Origin of the sequence: Ktedonosporobacter rubrisoli (assembly GCF_004208415.1) — a bacterium.
Lineage (GTDB): Bacteria > Chloroflexota > Ktedonobacteria > Ktedonobacterales > Ktedonobacteraceae > Ktedonosporobacter > Ktedonosporobacter rubrisoli.
Genome location: NZ_CP035758.1, coordinates 3,264,719 through 3,281,920, shown reverse-complemented (window position 1 = coordinate 3,281,920; position 17,202 = coordinate 3,264,719). Strand labels below are relative to the sequence as shown.

17 protein-coding genes are annotated in these 17,202 nt (G+C 50.3%); 11 read left to right on the top strand and 6 right to left on the bottom strand.

Going from position 1 to position 17,202, the window contains the following annotated elements:
• Window positions 1-37: 37 nt before the first annotated feature.
• The 3 genes from EPA93_RS14735 to EPA93_RS14725 all read left to right on the top strand — a co-directional run bounded on the left by EPA93_RS14735 (window position 38) and on the right by EPA93_RS14725 (window position 3,537).
• The gene (locus EPA93_RS14735) at window positions 38-1,258 is read left to right on the top strand and encodes a cytochrome P450 (RefSeq protein ID WP_129888249.1); all 1,221 of its coding nucleotides are present in this window, start codon (window positions 38-40) and stop codon (window positions 1,256-1,258) included.
• Between the two features lie 78 nt (window positions 1,259-1,336).
• Window positions 1,337-2,317, top strand: coding sequence for an LLM class flavin-dependent oxidoreductase (locus EPA93_RS14730; RefSeq protein ID WP_129888248.1), 981 nt, complete (start codon window positions 1,337-1,339; stop codon window positions 2,315-2,317).
• A gap of 101 nt (window positions 2,318-2,418) precedes the next feature.
• Window positions 2,419-3,537 (top strand): aromatic ring-hydroxylating oxygenase subunit alpha, encoded by a 1,119-nt coding sequence (locus EPA93_RS14725; protein WP_129888247.1) that lies wholly within the window; start codon window positions 2,419-2,421, stop codon window positions 3,535-3,537.
• Window positions 3,538-3,591: 54 nt separating this feature from the next.
• On the opposite strand, the gene EPA93_RS14720 is transcribed toward EPA93_RS14725, so the two are convergent.
• A complete protein-coding gene (locus tag EPA93_RS14720) occupies window positions 3,592-5,037 on the bottom strand; it encodes a condensation domain-containing protein (RefSeq protein WP_129888246.1) in 1,446 nt (481 codons plus the stop codon).
• 90 nt (window positions 5,038-5,127) lie between these two features.
• Between EPA93_RS14720 and EPA93_RS14715 the strand changes: the two genes are divergently transcribed.
• Genes EPA93_RS14715 through EPA93_RS14705 form a run of 3 tightly spaced genes read left to right on the top strand, consistent with a single transcriptional unit; the run spans window position 5,128 to window position 8,038 of the window.
• Window positions 5,128-6,267 carry an acyl-CoA dehydrogenase family protein gene (locus EPA93_RS14715; protein WP_129888245.1) on the top strand — a complete coding sequence of 380 codons (1,140 nt, stop codon included), beginning with the start codon at window positions 5,128-5,130 and terminating at the stop codon, window positions 6,265-6,267.
• Window positions 6,264-7,805, top strand: a complete 1,542-nt coding sequence (locus EPA93_RS14710; RefSeq protein WP_129888244.1) for an amino acid adenylation domain-containing protein — start codon at window positions 6,264-6,266, stop codon at window positions 7,803-7,805. Before EPA93_RS14715 ends, EPA93_RS14710 begins: the two co-directional genes overlap by 4 nt.
• Window positions 7,784-8,038 (top strand): acyl carrier protein, encoded by a 255-nt coding sequence (locus EPA93_RS14705; protein WP_129888243.1) that lies wholly within the window; start codon window positions 7,784-7,786, stop codon window positions 8,036-8,038. The genes EPA93_RS14710 and EPA93_RS14705 overlap by 22 nt, the downstream gene beginning before the upstream one ends.
• A gap of 220 nt (window positions 8,039-8,258) precedes the next feature.
• On the opposite strand, the gene EPA93_RS14700 is transcribed toward EPA93_RS14705, so the two are convergent.
• Window positions 8,259-9,611: an MFS transporter gene (locus EPA93_RS14700; protein WP_129888242.1), complete on the bottom strand. Its 1,353-nt coding sequence runs from the start codon at window positions 9,609-9,611 to the stop codon at window positions 8,259-8,261.
• A gap of 440 nt (window positions 9,612-10,051) precedes the next feature.
• Here EPA93_RS14700 and EPA93_RS14695 point away from each other — a divergent pair, with 440 nt between their 5' ends.
• On the top strand, window positions 10,052-10,699 hold the full coding sequence (locus EPA93_RS14695) for a hypothetical protein (protein WP_129888241.1): 648 nt from the start codon (window positions 10,052-10,054) through the stop codon (window positions 10,697-10,699).
• 736 nt (window positions 10,700-11,435) lie between these two features.
• The gene (locus tag EPA93_RS48380; protein WP_165423112.1) at window positions 11,436-11,612 is read left to right on the top strand and encodes a hypothetical protein; all 177 of its coding nucleotides are present in this window, start codon (window positions 11,436-11,438) and stop codon (window positions 11,610-11,612) included.
• A gap of 193 nt (window positions 11,613-11,805) precedes the next feature.
• On the opposite strand, the gene EPA93_RS14690 is transcribed toward EPA93_RS48380, so the two are convergent.
• Both EPA93_RS14690 and EPA93_RS14685 read right to left on the bottom strand, forming a co-directional pair.
• On the bottom strand, window positions 11,806-13,161 hold the full coding sequence (locus EPA93_RS14690) for an NAD(P)/FAD-dependent oxidoreductase (protein ID WP_129888240.1): 1,356 nt from the start codon (window positions 13,159-13,161) through the stop codon (window positions 11,806-11,808).
• A gap of 245 nt (window positions 13,162-13,406) precedes the next feature.
• Complete coding sequence (locus EPA93_RS14685) at window positions 13,407-14,120, bottom strand: helix-turn-helix transcriptional regulator (RefSeq protein WP_165423111.1); 714 nt, start codon at window positions 14,118-14,120, stop codon at window positions 13,407-13,409.
• A gap of 318 nt (window positions 14,121-14,438) precedes the next feature.
• Here EPA93_RS14685 and EPA93_RS49070 point away from each other — a divergent pair, with 318 nt between their 5' ends.
• Together EPA93_RS49070 and EPA93_RS50315 are read left to right on the top strand one after the other, a co-directional pair.
• The gene (locus tag EPA93_RS49070; RefSeq protein ID WP_207229551.1) at window positions 14,439-14,909 is read left to right on the top strand and encodes a TniB family NTP-binding protein; all 471 of its coding nucleotides are present in this window, start codon (window positions 14,439-14,441) and stop codon (window positions 14,907-14,909) included.
• 109 nt (window positions 14,910-15,018) lie between these two features.
• The gene (locus EPA93_RS50315) at window positions 15,019-15,153 is read left to right on the top strand and encodes a hypothetical protein (RefSeq protein WP_277988891.1); all 135 of its coding nucleotides are present in this window, start codon (window positions 15,019-15,021) and stop codon (window positions 15,151-15,153) included.
• A 332-nt stretch (window positions 15,154-15,485) separates the two neighbouring features.
• Here the strand turns inward: EPA93_RS50315 and EPA93_RS14675 are convergent, their stop codons facing one another.
• Both EPA93_RS14675 and EPA93_RS14670 read right to left on the bottom strand, forming a co-directional pair.
• Window positions 15,486-15,914 (bottom strand): hypothetical protein, encoded by a 429-nt coding sequence (locus EPA93_RS14675; protein ID WP_129888238.1) that lies wholly within the window; start codon window positions 15,912-15,914, stop codon window positions 15,486-15,488.
• A 98-nt stretch (window positions 15,915-16,012) separates the two neighbouring features.
• Complete coding sequence (locus EPA93_RS14670) at window positions 16,013-16,393, bottom strand: alpha/beta fold hydrolase (RefSeq protein ID WP_165423110.1); 381 nt, start codon at window positions 16,391-16,393, stop codon at window positions 16,013-16,015.
• Between the two features lie 542 nt (window positions 16,394-16,935).
• Between EPA93_RS14670 and EPA93_RS14665 the strand changes: the two genes are divergently transcribed.
• Window positions 16,936-17,133 carry a hypothetical protein gene (locus EPA93_RS14665; RefSeq protein WP_129888236.1) on the top strand — a complete coding sequence of 66 codons (198 nt, stop codon included), beginning with the start codon at window positions 16,936-16,938 and terminating at the stop codon, window positions 17,131-17,133.
• Window positions 17,134-17,202 lie beyond the last annotated feature (69 nt).

Genomic DNA, 17,202 nt, shown 5'->3' with positions numbered 1-17,202 from the left:
TCCAGGATCATGGAACTTTTCAGGAAAAGGAGGAGCAATGGAATCGACCCATCTGCCGCTGAGCTTAGCGAGTATCATGGAACCCGCCTATGCAGCAAATCCTTATGCTCTCTATCATTGTCTACGCGAGAAAGGGCCTATAATTTGGGATAAACAATTGAACTGCTGGACAATTTTAGGATATCGTGCCGCAATGAGCGTGTTACATGATTCCCACTTCTCCGCTCAGGTATTTCATGACGATCTTTCAGAAGCCACACAGTCTCTCCAGGATCAGTATGCGCCTTTACTCTCCATTCTCTCTCACATGATGTTTCTGCAAGATCCACCGCATCACACGCGCCTGCGTGGGCTGGTAGCCAGGGCATTTACTCCACGTAATATAGAGGCGATGCGTACACAGATACGGCAATCTACACAGCAACTGCTAGAGAAGGCACATGTAGAAAAACATTTAGATGTACTACATGACTTCGCTTTCCAGGTACCCATGAAGGTCATTGTGGATATCCTGGGTGTTCCACATGAGGATAGCAAATTCTTCCTCAAATGGGCGCATGACCTGGACGCCTTAGTCCAAGAGGTCCCTCTCCCTCTTGCCGAGCGCATCCCTTTGTTGCAGAGCATTTCTGAGTGTATAGATTACTTTCGTCGCTTGATTCACAGACGTCAGAAGCTGCCGCAAGACAACCTGTTGCAAATCCTGATTAGAGCAGAAGAGCAAGGTGATCGGCTCAACAAAGATGAATTGCTTGGAACCTGTATCTTATTGCTGGTTGCAGGCTTCTTAACCACCTCTCATGTGATTAGCAACAGTCTCTATGCTTTGCTTGAGCATCCCAGCCAGATGCGGTTATTAAGACAACATCCAGACTTGCTGCCGCAAGCAGTAACAGAGCTTCTCCGTTATGATAGCCCTATCCATGAAGTAGCCCGTAGAGCCACATGTGATCTGCACCTGCAAGGGCAGCAGATTGGAGCGGGGGCTCAGGTCATTATCAGTCTGGGAGCTGCGAATCACGATCCTGAGCAGTTTCCTCATCCTGACCATCTCGATGTTTTGCGCGCAGAGAACCGACCGCTTAGCTTCGGGCACGGTATCCATTACTGCCTTGGGGCTTCTCTTGCCCGCATGGAAATAGAAATAGCCCTGGAAACATTGCTCCAACACCTCCATAATCCAGTGATCGAGGAGGCAGAGTGGGAGAGCGGCAGAGCTTTACATGGCTTGAGGAAGTTCTCGCTCTCTTTTGACTGATCAATCTTTCACAGGGAGAGAAACAAAGGTTATGGAAAAAAAGAAATTTCTGTTCAACCCATCAAAGGAACAAGTGGAATGATAGCAAAGCAAGCTGCATCTCGGTCTCAGGGACATCAACGCCCCTTGAAGGTTGGGCTCATTTTACCATCATGGACAGATGGTATGGACGGCAAGACCCCAAGATGGGCTGATATACTTACGCTCGCTCGTCAGGCCGAGGATGCGGGATTTGACTCTCTTTGGGTAACTGATGATTTGATCTTACGGATGGAAAATGGAGAAATGCTTGGGATGTGGGAATGCTGGTCCCTGCTGGCAGGTCTGGCAGCAGAAACATCACGTGTTCAGCTCGGGTCATTCGTCTCCTGCAACAACTTTCGCAATCCAGCATTACTGGCCAAGATCGCTACTACTGTCGACGAGATAAGCGGGGGACGCCTTATCTTAGGGCTGGGAACTGGCGCAATGGAGGAAGAGCATCGTGCCTTTGGTTTTCCCTGGGAACAGCGTTTTGGCCGCTTTGAAGAGGCTTTGCGCATCATTCATAGCCTGCTGAAGACGGGTCACGCCCATTTCATTGGAAAACACTATCAGGTGTGTGATTGCGAACTCTCTCCGGGTGGCCCACAAAAGGAGGGCCCACCTATTCTTATAGGAACTTCGGAAAATCCAGGCCCTCGCCTCCTCAGACTGGTAGCACAATATGCTGATATATGGAATGGCTATTGGTCCTCTGGTCAATGCATCCCTGAGCGTATTGACGCACTACACGTGAAAGTGGATGATGCCTGTCACCAATTCCAGCGTCCTCCAACCACCTTGGAGCGGACTATCGAGGTGAAAGTGACGTTTGCAGGGCGTGATGTCAATGCATGGCCACAAGAGAGAGCACAAACAGGGAAACCAGAGGAATTAGCGGCACTTTTTCGCGCTTTTGCCCAGCAAGGAATTTCTCACCTTCAAGTTGGCCTGGCTCCCAACACCGCTGTTGGCATTGAAGCGCTTGCTCAAACCCTGGCCCTCCTAGATAAAGACGATTGCAAACCTATCTTATGAACTCTTGTCCAGGCTATTGCCTCCAATCGCGTTCATGATCATCTTTGTTTATCAATGAGAAATGGAATACCCAGTTCTAGCTAGCAAGAGAGGAAGAAACGATGACCCCACCGACAAGCGCTCACGAGCCCTTGCCTGCGACTCTGCCCGGCCACTACTATCACGCTGCGGAGATCTATGCGCGCGAACAAGAATGCATCTTCTCGCGCCAGTGGATCTGTGTGGGCCATAGCAGCATGCTGCCCAATCCAGGCATGTACCAGCTCGTGACTCTGGCCCAGGAAAGCCTTATTCTCCTGCGCGATCAGCAAGGGGTTCTGCGGGCCTTCTTCAACGTCTGTCGGCACCGGGGTGCACGCCTGTGTGCCAGGACGGCGGGACGGCTCAAAGGGGCGCTGCAATGCAGCTATCATGGCTGGACCTACAAACTTGACGGCAGCTTGCTTGGCGCACCCAATGTGCTCCATGCCCAGGATTTTGATCCTGCTGCCTTTGGCTTAGTGCCCGTGGCTCTAGAGCTCTGTTGGGGCCTGATTTGGATCAACCTCTCTCCCTCGCCTGCTCCCTTGTCCTCTCAACTGAGTAACCAGTTCGAGGATGCAGATCAGCCCGCCGCCTTTCTTCAGCATCTAGAGGGGCTAGAGGTAGGTAAGAGAGAGGTTTATGAGGTGCAGGCCAATTGGAAGATCGCCTTTGAGAATGGCCTGGAATGTTATCATTGTCCTACCATCCACCCCGAATTTTGTGATCTGTTTCCAACCATCCGTTCGTATCCTATCCTTACAGAAGCCAGGACATCCCCTCCGCTGGCCGAACACGCCGAAGCGTTTACTCTCACCGGACGAGCTTCTCGCCCTCCACTCTCCACGTTAGCTCCCGAAGAGAGACGCCTCATTCATTCAACAACCTTGTTGCCTAACACCTCTATTCTGCTTATTCGTGATCATGCCCTGGTATTGATTTTCCATCCGCGAAGTGCTCAGACAACGGCCATCGAGGCTTTCTGGCTCTTCGAACCTGAGGTTATCGCTGCGCCAGATTTTGATCCAATGGATACCGTTGCCCTTACTAGCCTTATCATGCAGCAAGATATCAAGCAATGCAACCTGGTCCAACAAGGAATCACGTCCAAAGCATTTGCCTCTGGAGGTATTTATGGGCCAGTTGAAAAGCGTCTTGTCGTGTTCCGTGATTTTGTTTTGCGCCAATTGGCTCAATAACGTTCCTCCTCTAGAGAGTTGCAGGTGAGAGAACAATGCACATTCCCGCAGCCCCTAGCCAACAGTTCGCAGTGGATTTTCTAAGAAGGTATCGATAGTTTGCTCAAATTGTCGAATAATTTGTTGCTGCTCTTCTGGTTCGAACATATCAGTTCGAAAGTAAAAGTTGAAAGCAGGATAGGCGAGCTGATTAAAGTTTTCTATCTCTACACATAAACTTTCATAGCTGTATCCCTCGGCAAGGAATTCATTTCGAATTGAAGCTGTACCGAAGCCATTTTGAGGATGATAGGAACTATTCTGTGTAACAAAGTATACGGTCTGATGCCGAGTAGTTGGAGGATTCAAGACAGAGTAGCGATAATGGGTAAGCGTCTCAATCACCTCGGTAGTGGTTTTGGCAAGCAGTGAGAGAAAGGTATCTTCCTCTTCTATCCGGAGCTGTATAACACTTTCCTTTGTGAGGAGTCCCATCGTCTCTTGAAACTGTTGTGATTGACGACGATGAAAAATAGTAAAAAGTGAAAGGCAGCGTTGCCCAGTAATATGATAGAGACAAAGAAATAATAAAGAGAGATAAACGACAAAAAGAGCCATATCTATGGAGAACGCTGCGAATTTCTGCTCTCGTGCTAAGGCTTTCACCCTCTCCACGCGTTCTTTTCCAGGCTGATAAGAGATCCAGCACATTTCACCTGTTAACTTATAATGCCTCTTTTGTGAAAAAAGCCCGACATTATTTCCATTTGAAAGCTTTTTCTCCCAATACTGCCTGGCTTTTTTATATTCCAGCGAAGACCGGAAAGCCATCTCATGCAAAAGGTACTGAGAAAACTGGGGATAGGTTTTTCCACAATGCAGCTTATGTTGAAGTGAAAGTTCATACAATTCTAGCATCCTGCGATAAAGCACTGTCCTGGACCATGCATCGCCAATAATATGATGTTCATTAAAATACCAGACATACTTCTGGTTACTGAGTTTGAAAAGCGCGGAATCAAAGAGACGGTGAGAAAAGTCAAAAAGCTTGTGAAACCTCCTGGCGGCAGCTTTCTGAAACTCCATGAATGGATCAGGCGACGAGGAGCAATCGATAACATCTATATCATATGCTCTATAAGGGGCTATGTACTGTTGAGGTATGCCATCCTGTTCCAGAATAATGAGCCGTAATGTATCACTGGCATTGACAAGCACCTGAAAAGCCTGTTGAAAATGCCTCACATCTACCTCTCCATCAATGACAAAACAGTTGGCAATGCTATGAATGCTCATTTTTGGCTGTAACTTTTGCATGATCCAGTAGGAGAGTTGGAGTTGTGTCAGATTGGAATACCTGGTGTATGTTTCGATTTCCTCACTGATTGGTTCTTTTGCTAAATGAGAAAAATCGAATGCTTGAGGATCATAGTGCATGTCCACCTCCCTTGGTAAACGAGGAACTACTTTACTGCTATAAAAAAATCGACGGATATCCGTCAAAGGTGAAGGAAAGAGCATACAAGATTGCTTCAGAGAGTAGGATTCAAGTCTGCGCTCCCTGTGACGATAGAGAAAATGAGTTCACGAATCAGGGCGAGGGGAGAAAAAATGCATTTTGCCTGGACACAGGAGCAGAATCAACTCTATCAAAGGATTTTGCAGGCTTCGCAAGAGATCCTTCACGAAGAGAGCAAAGATTTACCCCGATGGTGGACACGTGCACATTGGGAAGCCTGCGCTCGCATCGGATTGCTTGGCCTGAGCATCGCAGAACGCTATGGTGGGCAAGGCTATGATGCCCTTACAACGTCCTATGCCGTTGAAGCCTTTGGAAGAGGCTGCGTGGATATGGGCCTTGTTTTTTCGGCATCAGCTCATCTCTTTTCCTGCTGCATGCCACTTGCCGAATATGGAAGCGCTGATCTCAAAGAGAGGTGGTTGCCGGGTTTATGCGCCGGTTCATATATCGGAGCAAACGCTAGTACTGAAAAAGAGGCTGGATCTGATATCTTTGCCCTCAAAACTCAGGCCTGGCGTGAAGCAAATGGGTATATTTTACGAGGCGTCAAAAGTTATGTCAGCAACGGACCACTTGCCGACCTGTTTCTTGTCTACGCAAGAACAAATCCAGCGCATGGTTATCTGGGCATTACCGCATTTCTTGTGGAGAGGGAGACGCCTGGGCTTCTTATTGGTGAGTCGTTTGAGAAGTTGGGGCTCACAAGTACACCTGTCTGCCAGATTCTTCTTGATGAGTGCTATATCCCTGTCCACAATAGGCTTGGACAGGAGGGTCAGGGAGCCCTGATTTTCAAGCGCTCTATGCAATGGGAACGTGCTTGTCTATTTGCAGCCTATGTAGGACAAATGGAACGGCAGCTTGAACAAACCATCTCCTATGCACAGAAGCGCTCTCAGTTTGGAACACCTATCGGGAAAAAGCAAGTCATTGCTCATCGGATCGCGAACATGAAGTTGCGGCTGGAATCTGCAAGATTTTTACTCTATCATGCTTGCTGGCTTTTTTCTCAACAGAAAGATGCCACACAAGCCATCGCATTATCCAAATTGGCAGTCAGTGAAGCCGCAATTCAAAACAGCCTGGATGCTCTGCAGATCTATGGCTCTGCGGGTGTTTCTGGCGAAGATGGCATCGAACGTATGGTGCGCGATGCTCTTCCAGCGACGATTTTTTCGGGGACATCAGAGATACAAAGAGAGATTATCGCAAAGGAGTTGGGATTATGAGTCTACGCGATATCGTGCTCCATGCCGCTCAAACCTGGCCCGATGCTCTTGCAGTCAAAGGTCCTGACAGAAGCCTGAGCTATCGTGAACTTGACGCTTACGCATCTCGTTTTGCCTCCTGTTTGGCGCAGTTGGAAATGCAAGCGGGAGATCGTGTAGGGATCTGGCTAGAAAAATCAGCTTTGGCGATAGCGGCCATGCAAGGGATATTACGGCTCAATGGAGTCTACGTTCCTCTTGATCCACTCAGCCCCTCAACACGGATAGGCACAATTGTAAAGGACTGCGGTATCCAGGTAGTCATAACCACTCAATCCCGGGCGAAACTTCTACGCATGCAAGAAACTTGCTTACCTCAAATCACTTACCTCTGCCTTGACAAAGGAGAATATGGCCCTTGTTGGGAGGAGTTTGTTCCTTCTTCTCCCCAACCTATCATCAAGCCTCCTCCCTCTCAGGATGACATGGCCTATATTCTCTATACCTCCGGTTCGACAGGAGTACCTAAAGGGGTGTGTATTAGCCAGAGAAATGCCCTGGCTTTTATTCAATGGGCCGTCACGGCACTACCCGTCACATCCACTGATCATTTTGCTAACCATGCCCCGTTTCATTTTGATCTTTCAGTGTTCGATCTCTATGTCGCTTTTTCTGTAGGAGCTTCTGTTTACCTTATTTCCGAAAGTATGTCCTTGTATCCAGAACAACTTGTAGATTTCATACGTCGGGAAGAGATAAGTATCTGGTATTCAGTGCCATCAGTACTTCTCTTGATGATGCAGCAGGGGGACCAGTTTGTGGAGGCCTCTCGCTCTTTACGCATTATTTTGTATGCGGGAGAAGTATTTCCACTCAAGCAGATACGCCGTCTGTGTCAGATACTCGCTTCCGCCCGTATTTTTAACCTGTATGGACCAACAGAAACCAATGTATGCACATTCTACGAGATCAGCGATATATCTTTATGTACCAACGGTATTCCCATAGGTCGTGCTTGCTCAGGCGATACGGTCTGGGCGCAGAAGGAAGACGGAACGCCTGTCCAACAAGGAGAAGAGGGTGAGCTTATGGTAGCAGGTCCGAGCGTCATGCTAGGATATTGGGGAAAACCTCAACAAGGGAAAAGGCCATATGCAACCGGTGATAAAGTTCTTCTGCAGGAAGATGGCAATTACCTGTATCGAGGTCGTTATGATTCCCTTGTCAAGATACGCGGAAATCGCGTCGAATTGGGCGAAATTGAGGCGGCCTTAGAGCGGCATCCTGCTATTCAAGAAGTGGCTGTTCTTGCGGTTGGAACAGCGCTAGAAGCTCGCCTTATTGCCTTTGTAAACTGCCTTCATCAGGCTTCTCTCTCTTTGCTAGAAATAAAGCGCTACTGTGCAGAACACTTACCACGCTACATGATTATTGACAACTTACAGGTGCTACCAACTTTTCCCAGAATGAGTAATGGAAAAATTGATAGGAATGCTTTATTACACCTGGCGTTAAAAAAATTGCAGGAGGAGAATGAATGCAAAGAAGCATCATTGTAAATCAGTTGAACGAATACATTGCCCAACAAATACTCGATGGAAGTAATATCGATCTGCAAGAAACAACCCCACTTCTTGAATGGGGCATTTTGAACTCTCTGGAAATGGTACGCTTGCTCCAATTTCTTAAAGAGCATTTCTTGGTCGATATTCCACCAGAGAAAATGATACCTGATAGTTTTGTCAATCCCGGGGCTATCGCAGATTTGATTATGGAGGAAACAAATAAGTAAAAGAGGAAAACTGTGACGCGGCTGATCAGTTCTTTATTCTGCCAGATGTATCGCCTCACACGTGGAGGAGGAAGGTACGGTTCCCGTCACGTTCCGCTCCTTTGCGGAACGTGAGCTGACCCTTTTTGTGGGGAATGTCTCGTGACCAGAGATGCATTCACTCACCCCTGTGTCGCATCCTCTCAAGCTGAGAGGATGCCTTGCTGTGTCCGTGAGAACATCACATCTCTGCGCTCTTCATCTTTCTGAAGTGTTTCGATGCATACAACCCACCCCCAAGCAGCGCGATGCCTGCACAGCTAGTGAGGATGCTTGCCGCATTGAGAGTGATGAAAGAAGCATGGAAAGCAACAGGATGCAACAGCGTACTACTGAGATACCCACTCAGAAATGTGGCGAGCAAAGAACTGATGGTCGTCGCGGTTCCAAAGGTGGAAAAGACACGGCCCTCCATCTTTTCGGGTGTGGCACCCAGTATCAACGGACCAACGAGAGCTTCCGTACAACTATGGGCAATACTGATGATCACCATGCCAACCAAAGCGATGAGCGGCTGACTTTGGAATGCCGTCACCATCATGGCAATCCCAGCGAGCACCCTTGCTGTGTAGTACACTCTGGGATGTCCTCTTGTTGTTGCAGACCTACTGATGAGCCAGGTTCCAAGTATCCCTCCAAATGATTGCACACCATTGAAAAGACCGTAGAGACTCACAGGGACGTGCAAATTTTGCGTGATAAAGAAGAAGCCCATCGTGTTATATATGCCGAATCCAAACGCGAGCAGGCTTTCTGCGCACAAGAGTGTCCGTAAGAGCAGATTTCCTTCAATGCATTGGAACCCTTCCCACAGCTCTTTGAAGACATGATGGAGTCCCTGTTTTACGCCTTCGAGAGATGGTGCTGGCTCTGACACATGCATGCTGCGTATGAGCACCCAGGAACAGATGAACGATGCAGCATTCAAAAGAATGGCCAGATTTACTCCCAGATTGGCATAGCATATTCCTGCCAGCGCTGACCCAACAGGCCAAACAGCGAAAGCAGTGCCTGTGGTGAGCGCAGAGGCTTGGGTGAGCCTTTCTTCTGGCACAATCTCCCTGAGAAGGGCCTTCGTCGATGGATTGAAGAACTGACTCAAGCTACTCTGAGCCCCGACCACAAGATAGATGATCCCAAGCTTCATAGGAATTGGCAACACAGAAGTCGATGCCGAAAAAAACGGAAGCGGACCTGGCCCGCTTACCAGCAGCAGAGAGAGAACGAGGATTGCGCGTATCACATCCATGAAGCGCATGATCTTTTGTTTCTGCCAGCGATCCACAAACACTCCTGCAAATGGACTGATCAGAAGGGCGGGAAGAGCGGCTGAGAGCCCTATACCACTGATGGCGAGTGGTGCATAGCTTTGGTTCTGAAGGAGTGTTCCAATCCATAACGTCAGGCTGATCAGGAAAAGCACGTCACCCGTATACGAGATCGCGCTTCCTATCCACAAGAAGGTGTAGTTGCGATTAATGAGCAGAAAGCGAGAGCTCGAACGTGCCAGGTACTTTTGAGAAGAATGACGCATAGCAATCCTTTCGCGCGCAAATGGGAGAGGTGATCCATGTTCTGAATAACAGTGTAGGGGAGGATGCGCAATACGGAAAAGATATGCTCTGTTACCGGAGAAGGGAAAAAACGGGGAGGAGTGTTGGGACAGAAAAACAAGTCAGACCATCATGGCCTCGGATGGTCGTGCCTCTCTCGCATGGTCGTCTCTTCTCTCACTCTTCTCTCGCTAGTGCGCCCCATACGGGGCGTTTGCAACCCGAGAATGAGTGATGACGCTGACAACAGATGTCTGTTGTAGTCGTACCATTTGCTTCATGATCTTTCCTTGCTCTTCGCTTTCTTGATGTGTGCCTGGATACTACCATGCGAAGTTGCTCTGTGTCAAGTGCTGATCATCACGTTTGTTACGGATCAGTGATAGTGTCAGGAGGAAAGAGAGAAGTCGAAAATGTCAGTATGAAGACCACCATGACACTGACCTCTCAAGAAGAACGAATCAAGATCCTGGAAAAGCACGCGGCAGGATATCTGAGTATGACAAGTGGCAGCGCACATGCAGTAGAGCTTACTCTACGCCTCCCGACTCAAAGCGCGCTATCGAGAAGGGGGAGTCGCAGGCATGGGGCATGGCAACCGAGGGAAAAGGAGTCCTCGACGCATTGCAGAAGCGCGGTGCGAGAGCAGATCTGCCAACGGGTCAAAGGAAGATATCATGGCTGCAATCAGCGTCATATCCGCGATCTGCTTGAAGAACGTGACGGCCTCTCCATCTCACGGGCCTCTCTCAGGCGGATCATGCAGGAAGAGGGCTTCTTGGTCGTCACAACACACAAGCGGCGAACACATCGCTTGCGCCGTCCACGATACCAACAAGAAGGACAACTGATCCAGATCGATGGAAGTCCGCATGCCTGGCTAGAGCAACGAGGTCCGCGCCTCACGCTCATTGGGGGCATTGACGATGCCACCGGCAAGGTGGTGGGGGCCGTCTTTCGTGAACAGCCCACGAATTGCGCAACGAGCTGGTGCGCCGCTTCAGCGGCAGAAAAGGAGTGTATCGGAAGATATCAGGGCTGTTGGAAGGCCCTGTGCACACCCGACTGATCCCTGCCACCTCTGGCTTGAATCCCGAAAGGGAGGGGGGAGTGTAGCATGTCGGGGTCAAAGGCCACGTAGGAGCAAGTCATCAATGCTCCGGGTGGAAAGTCGCAAAGCGTGTATGGTCAAGCCTGGATTGGTTGAATTCTCGTCTCACTGGCCTACTTGCGGACGCCAGCGAATGATGGCTGAAACGCTGGACCAGAAGAGAGAGCAGGATGGTAGCTCTCCTTCTCTCTCCAACTCTTCTGGCAGACCCTTTCTACGAGGGAAGAGGGACGAACGGAAGACCTGGAGCACGCTGCATCTCATTTCTGCTGAAAATGCGGGATCACCTAAACAGGGAATCATCCCTGCATGGTGACGGAGGCATGGTATTACTCAACGTACGGCTGTAATGGCTGGTGCAGACCGCGAAAACGGTACCGACAGCGGGATAAACCCAGGCAACTGAGGCGAAACCAGCGCTGTTTGGGAGGAAGCATGCCAGCGGAGCCTGAGAGAAAATGAGAAAGGAAAAGTGGGGTGTGCTGATGCTGCCCCGAAACCGAATACCTGAGTATCTAGGCGAAGGGGAGAGCCGTGTGCGCGGAAACGTGCACGCACGGTTCGGAGAGAGGGGTACGGGCGACCCAGGAATGGGCGACCGGCCCCTACTCTACCTAAAAAGTAGCGAAATAAGAGAAGAGATCTCTCATTAGAGAGAAACACAACCTACTCTCACAAGGAGGTCTCTCTCGATATGATACCCAAGCCATGCATAGAGGTTCAAACCTCTCCTGTCGAGCGCCCTTCGGTTCCGCCCTGGTTCGCTGAAGCGGTTATCCTTTCCTTAGAATCGATAGGAGGCATCGACCGTCACCTGCTCGACGGACCGTCACCTGCTCGACGGTTGGCGGCTCTGCTCTCCAGATCTTGAAGCCCTTATTGAACGCCTGATATTCCGGCAAGGCTAACAATGGATTATCTGCTGCGTCATCCATGACCAGGAGGGTGACAAAGCTTACCCGTCAGGCAGCGGGCAGACGGCATACCGAATGCCCTACGGCTGCTTTCGTTGGAGCGCTCCCCACGATTTTGCGATGACCCATCAAAATTTGACGTGCACTCGACTACTTGGCGCCACGCTTTTGATGGGATGCTACTACTTTCACTACAATCTGTGGATGAAAAAGCGCGAGCGGGGAATGAACCATATGAGTTACCCCCAACATAGCGCGGAAAACCTGCGGCTCATAGGGAGCCGCAGCTTGCACAGCCTCAAGATACTGGCGGAGCCATCGTCGCGTTCCCTTGGCCCGGCTATCCTCACCAAGAAGACGTGCATCTGCACTGGCCGCTAGTTGCCATGGGAAAGCCAGGATACGAGCAACCTTTCGCTGAAAGAGTCGAGCAAGTCCCTTCTGCCCTTTCATGGAACGTAAACAAGCATCAAAGGCTAGGGCTTCAAACAGCGTAACCGTCATCCCCTGACCGTACATTGGATTGAAGACACACATGGCATCACCGACGACGAACAGCCCTTCCGGCTGGCGTTCTAAACGCTCAAAGTGCCTCCATCGGTTCTCTGTTTTTCGATATCCATAAATAGGTGAGAGCGGTTTCGCACCTTGAATAGCGTCGTAGAGAGCCTGATCAGGCAAACTACGCGCAAAGGCAAGGTAGTCTAGCTCGTCGGTCGGCGGATAATCCTTGCCAGCGCCAGCGAGGGCCACGATCCAGCGCCCTTTTTCAGCAGCAAGCAAGACGCCTCCACGCCGATGCCGCTCCGTCGCCTGGATCGCTATAGATTTCCATGCTGGCTGATGATCGCTAGGAGCCTCATAGATTCGAGAGGCATAACCAAGATAGGCATTCATAACCGTTTCGTCAGGCTTTTCATACCCCAGCTCCTCCAACCATTGAAGGATACGCGAGGAAGCACCACTCGCATCAATCACTAGATCCCCTTGCAAATCCTGAAGCTCACAGTTTGGTTCCCGCCGGTGAAATCGAACACCACAAACCACCTGAGCGTTTTGATCAAAAAGTAGAGAGACTACTTCATGTGCTTCAAGGATAGAGATTTGATTATACCGCTTTACTTCTTGATGAATATGATGCTCAAGAAATGGACGCGAACAATTATACCCTCGTAACCCGGACGGTTCCCGAGCGCAGCGAGCACCATAGTAGTAGATACTGTCGTTGACAAAATCTCGTTCAACTGCTCCGTGCGCGAGAAGTGTGCTGGTCAGGCCCGGAAAGAGTCTTTCCAGGCAAGCCTGACCCCGCAAGAGCATGGTGTGTACATGCCTCCCCTGCGGCACTCCTGCACGAAAGGCTGCCTCGGTCGGATATCGATCCCGCTCGATCAGCGTAATCCTTTCAAAATGGCCAACAAGAACCCGCGCGAACAACAAACCAGCAATCCCACCGCCCACGACAATTGCATGATCGCCTTTTCTCGATATTTTAGGACTTAGCATGTTTCAACCTTTCAAAAATCCTTATTTGTCAATGTTTGCAAAATAATCGAGCAGGAGGCGATGGACGAAAATGTATCCCCCGCCAATCTTCCGAAGGAGAATACGGTCGGTGGCATAATTTCGGCCATGATCTCCAGCCCCAAAATGCATCGGAGGACCATATTCTGATAGCGGCGTTGGGCTTGAGCATCTGGTAGCCAATCTGGCTGCATTCGCTCGGCCGACCATTGCGCCAACCAGCTCAACTATCGCTTGGTATCAGCATCTGCATAGCGTTGATTGGCGCGGCCACGTCGCAACATTCTCTCGATATAGGCCGCAAAGAGCGCCCTGCGACGTTCTTCGGGCGATCCAATACCGAGCATGGCTTGTGTATCAGGAAGATGTGTAAGTAGCAGAATATGCAACAGCAATGGTGTGGTGATGAGCTGGCGGAGCTCTGCATCTGTGTTGAGCACCCTGCGCACTCCTTCAAGCTTTGGTCCCGCTTGGCTCAGATAGGTGCCGATCTGAGCCGGCGTGAGTGGTTCTAATTGAATAGCTCTCTGCAATCCTAAACGCCTCGATTGTGCGAAATATTCTTCCTGCCGGCAAGAGATAACGGCTGGGAGAAAGTCATGTTCTTGCCGATAGGTGTTAATCGCGATCACACATTCGGGACGAGCAGCTTCCTCCATCTCGTCCAACCCATCCAGCAGTAGAAGAAGTTGATTGGTATGAAGCCAATCCTGAGCGACTTTTTGAGGAACACGGTATTTTCTATAGAGTTCCTCAGCAAGCCACTTCTCTAATAGCTCGCACAATCGACGCCGATTTTCCAGCATTGGCGCGTTCTTTCCACGTTCCCACGCCCGAATTGTCTGGGCTTCAACTCCCATAAGCTCAGCTAGCCGCTCCTGGGTCCATCCCTGACGTTCGCGCGCTTTTTTCAAGAGGAGATTTCTCTTTGTTTGTTCCATATTGCTGCTTGTGGCGTGAGCAACAATCACTCTAGGGCAATAAAACTTTGCCATACAAAAACGATATTCCAAGCACTAGCGATAATAACACAACCCCATCTTGTATACAAGCAGTAAAATCCTGAAAAATTTTTACTTTGCTACAAGCATTCTAAAATATTGGTGAGATATATCTGATTTTACAAGTTCATCGGTCCTTCATCGGTCTTTCATCTGTTCATTGAGGGAGAATTTCGGCATAGTAACAGTGGAACGCCTCTTTCGAAAGAACTGGTCTTTGCTGAAACCAAGGATTATCTCCGCTTTGGGAATTCTGTGATGCCTGTCGAAGATACCGTTATAACGGTATCTTTCATGGAGTACCCGGAGCAGGAAAAACGCGCCTGGCGCGCGAGTATGCTCGCTGCGATCTCCTCTCTCCGCTCTTACCTGAAGAGCTCTTTACGTTGGCTGGGCGACGCTATCTCGATGAGTAGTTTCCTCATGAGCTGCTCGCAACTCCGGGCTCTCCAGCTTTCGACTTCAGTTCTCTCCTGCTGCACGGTCTACTACACGGCTCCAGTGGCTGCCACCCCTTCGCGCAGCGAGCACGAGGTAATAGCCCTTTCAGCAACGCTCCCGTATTTAGTGGAAGCTGCCGAACAAATCAGTTGTGGGAAGGATGATTTTTTACTGGCTTATCGTCTGCCGAAACGGACAGAGTTAGTCATAGTCGATGAGGCCCAACGTTTGAAAATGGCGGCATTAGAGCAGATCCGCGATCCGAATGATCGCGAAACTTTGGCTTAGTCTTGATCGGTCAACCAGGACTGGAAAAGACGTTGGCGCGCTATCCACAACTATACTCTGTTGTCGGATTCGCGCATCAGTTTCGCGTGCTCTCCGAAGACGAAACGAGATGGCTTCTTGGGCAGCGCTGGGCCACCTGGGCATGAATATTCATGTGGATGATTTTACGGATCAAAAGGTTCTCGCGGCTATCGTGCGAATTATCAGAGGCAATTTCCGTGTCATTCACCGGCTGCTGATGTAGATTGAGCGTATTCTGGTGATCAACTACTTGCAAGTCGTGAATAAAGAGGTGGTTGAAAAAGCCCGCGAATGGCTGGCCTTGGGATAGGTTGCATAGTGATGAGCCGTCTCAAAACCGTTGGTTTCCTGTGACAACTCTTCTCACATCCAACGGCACGCGCGTTTCCTGGGCTGCAACTGCCCGTGCTATTGAATGTGGAGCCACCAGCTTCCCCGCCTGGATGATGAGCGCACGATCTTTCTCCGCGCAATGCTTATCCAGACGGCAATGAACTCAGACTTTTCACCTGTATTCACACCGTCACGACTTCGGTATCGAACACGAAAGCCAAGTTATGGCTCTTGTGAAGGGGCAATCAGGCTGTTGTGAACCCGGCACTCTTCGACAAAAGCCAGTTCACGCAGGTAGAACGCACGCGAAGCTCTGTTGGCACCGGGTTGATGAGCAACGAAGCGTTGGCGACGCACATCCACGAATGGGGCTTGCGGGAAGAGCTGGCTCAGTTCAGAGAGCGCGGATGCAGAGGAATCCCAAGCGTTATCATACTCTCCAAGGGTCATCTGGACGGGAACGCGCACATCAGCACTGATCTGGCGAAGATGCTCAGGAAAGCGAAGCACCTCACGCAACTCCGCCATCGGCATAGGAACTCGACTCTGCTTCAAGCGTTCTCGGGCCTCATGAACCCAACCGTTGGCGGGCCCATAGGCCCCGGAGTTCTCATTGAAAGAGACTGGGACGAAGGGGGCATCTGTCAACAAGCTTTGATAGCCTTGGAGGATACCTGGCAACCAGCGTAATCCCGTCCCATGAGTGCTCACACCAAGTAAAGGTACATCAGGCTGGCTGGCTGCCAGCCCTAGGACGATGAGCCCCCGAAGGATTGGCCAAGTAGAACGATTCCGGCCTCGTCAGCTCCATACTGCTCCCAAGCCGCTATCAGCGCAAGCCGCAGGAGGGCGATCTGGCCGTCAAAGGTGCTCAGCTCTTCGGCGATCTGTCGACTCGCTCCGTAGCCCGGCCGATCCAGCGCCAGCACCGCGTACCCAAGAGAGGCCGCCGTATCGAGGAAGCCAGCTTCGCCAGGGATGGTATTATCAAAGATAGCGGCCGAGTTGCCGCCCCCATGCAAGGCCACAATCAGAGCGCGGGGAGCGCTCAAAGGTTTTGCATAGACTCCCGAGAGGTCACTCTGACCTGCTCGGATCAGAATGGGCTTCCTGGTTGTTGAAAGACTCATCTTTTTACTCTCTTTTCTTCTTTCTTTCGGGGGACATCGCCACGGGTGCTGGCCCAGGATCTTGGAAGGACTCTCGGAAAGAGGATGAAGCACCATACTAACACTGCTTCTCTCAAAACTCTCCATTCCCAAATCCACTCCCCGCGCCAGAATCGGTTTTTCGGAAAGCACGTCGCTTCTGGTTCAGAGCGGCGCCCAAAGGACACTTGACTTTAACAAAGGGAAAACGTTCTATTCCACCTCAGCGGGATTTTAGGTGGGTTTTTCGGTCGGAACCCGTTTTGTCCAATATCTTTAGTTCATACTCCTTATCAGTTTTAAAGAGTGCTGATGCGCAAGCGAGTATCCGGCAGGAGGGTGCGCCTATCCTCTTGCCAGATCCTGCCTGGATCACTTTCCAACTCTGACGCTTGGAGTATACGTGGAAGGGGTCGTTTGAAGCATCGGCAATCATGTCTATCTTTCACCCACGATGCCGAAAGAGCATTGCCTAGGTAATGGGGGGTAGTTGTCAACGGGAATGGTGCTGAAACTGGAGATCGATGGAGGAAATTAGATCAGCCTGCTCGCCGGCTGAACAGAGATTCTTTATCACCACCTGTGATCGACTCTCACCCACGTCTCGGGAGCGCTTCGATGCATTGCTTGATCGAAGCCTGGAAGCTGAGACCAACGAAGAGGATCGAGATGCATCTCAAGTCAGCATCTTAATCCCTATAGCACGTTTCGTCTGGATATGAACGAGCGGATGGCTCTCGAAGAAGAGCTTTCGGCTTGAAGCGCGGGATCTGTGGAGCGGTGAAGATGGA

What these genes read in the sequence shown, in the direction of transcription:
- EPA93_RS14720 (WP_129888246.1), bottom strand. Translation starts at nt 5,037, where the DNA reads ATGCTCTTTCCTTCACCTTTGACGGATATCCGTCGATTTTTTTATAGC.
- EPA93_RS14695 (WP_129888241.1), top strand. Translation starts at nt 10,052, where the DNA reads ATGAAGACCACCATGACACTGACCTCTCAAGAAGAACGAATCAAGATC.
- EPA93_RS49070 (WP_207229551.1), top strand. Translation starts at nt 14,439, where the DNA reads ATGCCTGTCGAAGATACCGTTATAACGGTATCTTTCATGGAGTACCCG.
- EPA93_RS14665 (WP_129888236.1), top strand. Translation starts at nt 16,936, where the DNA reads ATGGAGGAAATTAGATCAGCCTGCTCGCCGGCTGAACAGAGATTCTTT.
- EPA93_RS14735 (WP_129888249.1), top strand. Translation starts at nt 38, where the DNA reads ATGGAATCGACCCATCTGCCGCTGAGCTTAGCGAGTATCATGGAACCC.
- EPA93_RS14685 (WP_165423111.1), bottom strand. Translation starts at nt 14,120, where the DNA reads ATGGAACAAACAAAGAGAAATCTCCTCTTGAAAAAAGCGCGCGAACGT.
- EPA93_RS14705 (WP_129888243.1), top strand. Translation starts at nt 7,784, where the DNA reads ATGCAAAGAAGCATCATTGTAAATCAGTTGAACGAATACATTGCCCAA.
- EPA93_RS14730 (WP_129888248.1), top strand. Translation starts at nt 1,337, where the DNA reads ATGATAGCAAAGCAAGCTGCATCTCGGTCTCAGGGACATCAACGCCCC.
- EPA93_RS14670 (WP_165423110.1), bottom strand. Translation starts at nt 16,393, where the DNA reads ATGAGTCTTTCAACAACCAGGAAGCCCATTCTGATCCGAGCAGGTCAG.
- EPA93_RS50315 (WP_277988891.1), top strand. Translation starts at nt 15,019, where the DNA reads ATGGCTTCTTGGGCAGCGCTGGGCCACCTGGGCATGAATATTCATGTG.
- EPA93_RS14700 (WP_129888242.1), bottom strand. Translation starts at nt 9,611, where the DNA reads ATGCGTCATTCTTCTCAAAAGTACCTGGCACGTTCGAGCTCTCGCTTT.
- EPA93_RS14690 (WP_129888240.1), bottom strand. Translation starts at nt 13,161, where the DNA reads ATGCTAAGTCCTAAAATATCGAGAAAAGGCGATCATGCAATTGTCGTG.
- EPA93_RS14710 (WP_129888244.1), top strand. Translation starts at nt 6,264, where the DNA reads ATGAGTCTACGCGATATCGTGCTCCATGCCGCTCAAACCTGGCCCGAT.
- EPA93_RS14725 (WP_129888247.1), top strand. Translation starts at nt 2,419, where the DNA reads ATGACCCCACCGACAAGCGCTCACGAGCCCTTGCCTGCGACTCTGCCC.
- EPA93_RS14715 (WP_129888245.1), top strand. Translation starts at nt 5,128, where the DNA reads ATGCATTTTGCCTGGACACAGGAGCAGAATCAACTCTATCAAAGGATT.
- EPA93_RS48380 (WP_165423112.1), top strand. Translation starts at nt 11,436, where the DNA reads ATGATACCCAAGCCATGCATAGAGGTTCAAACCTCTCCTGTCGAGCGC.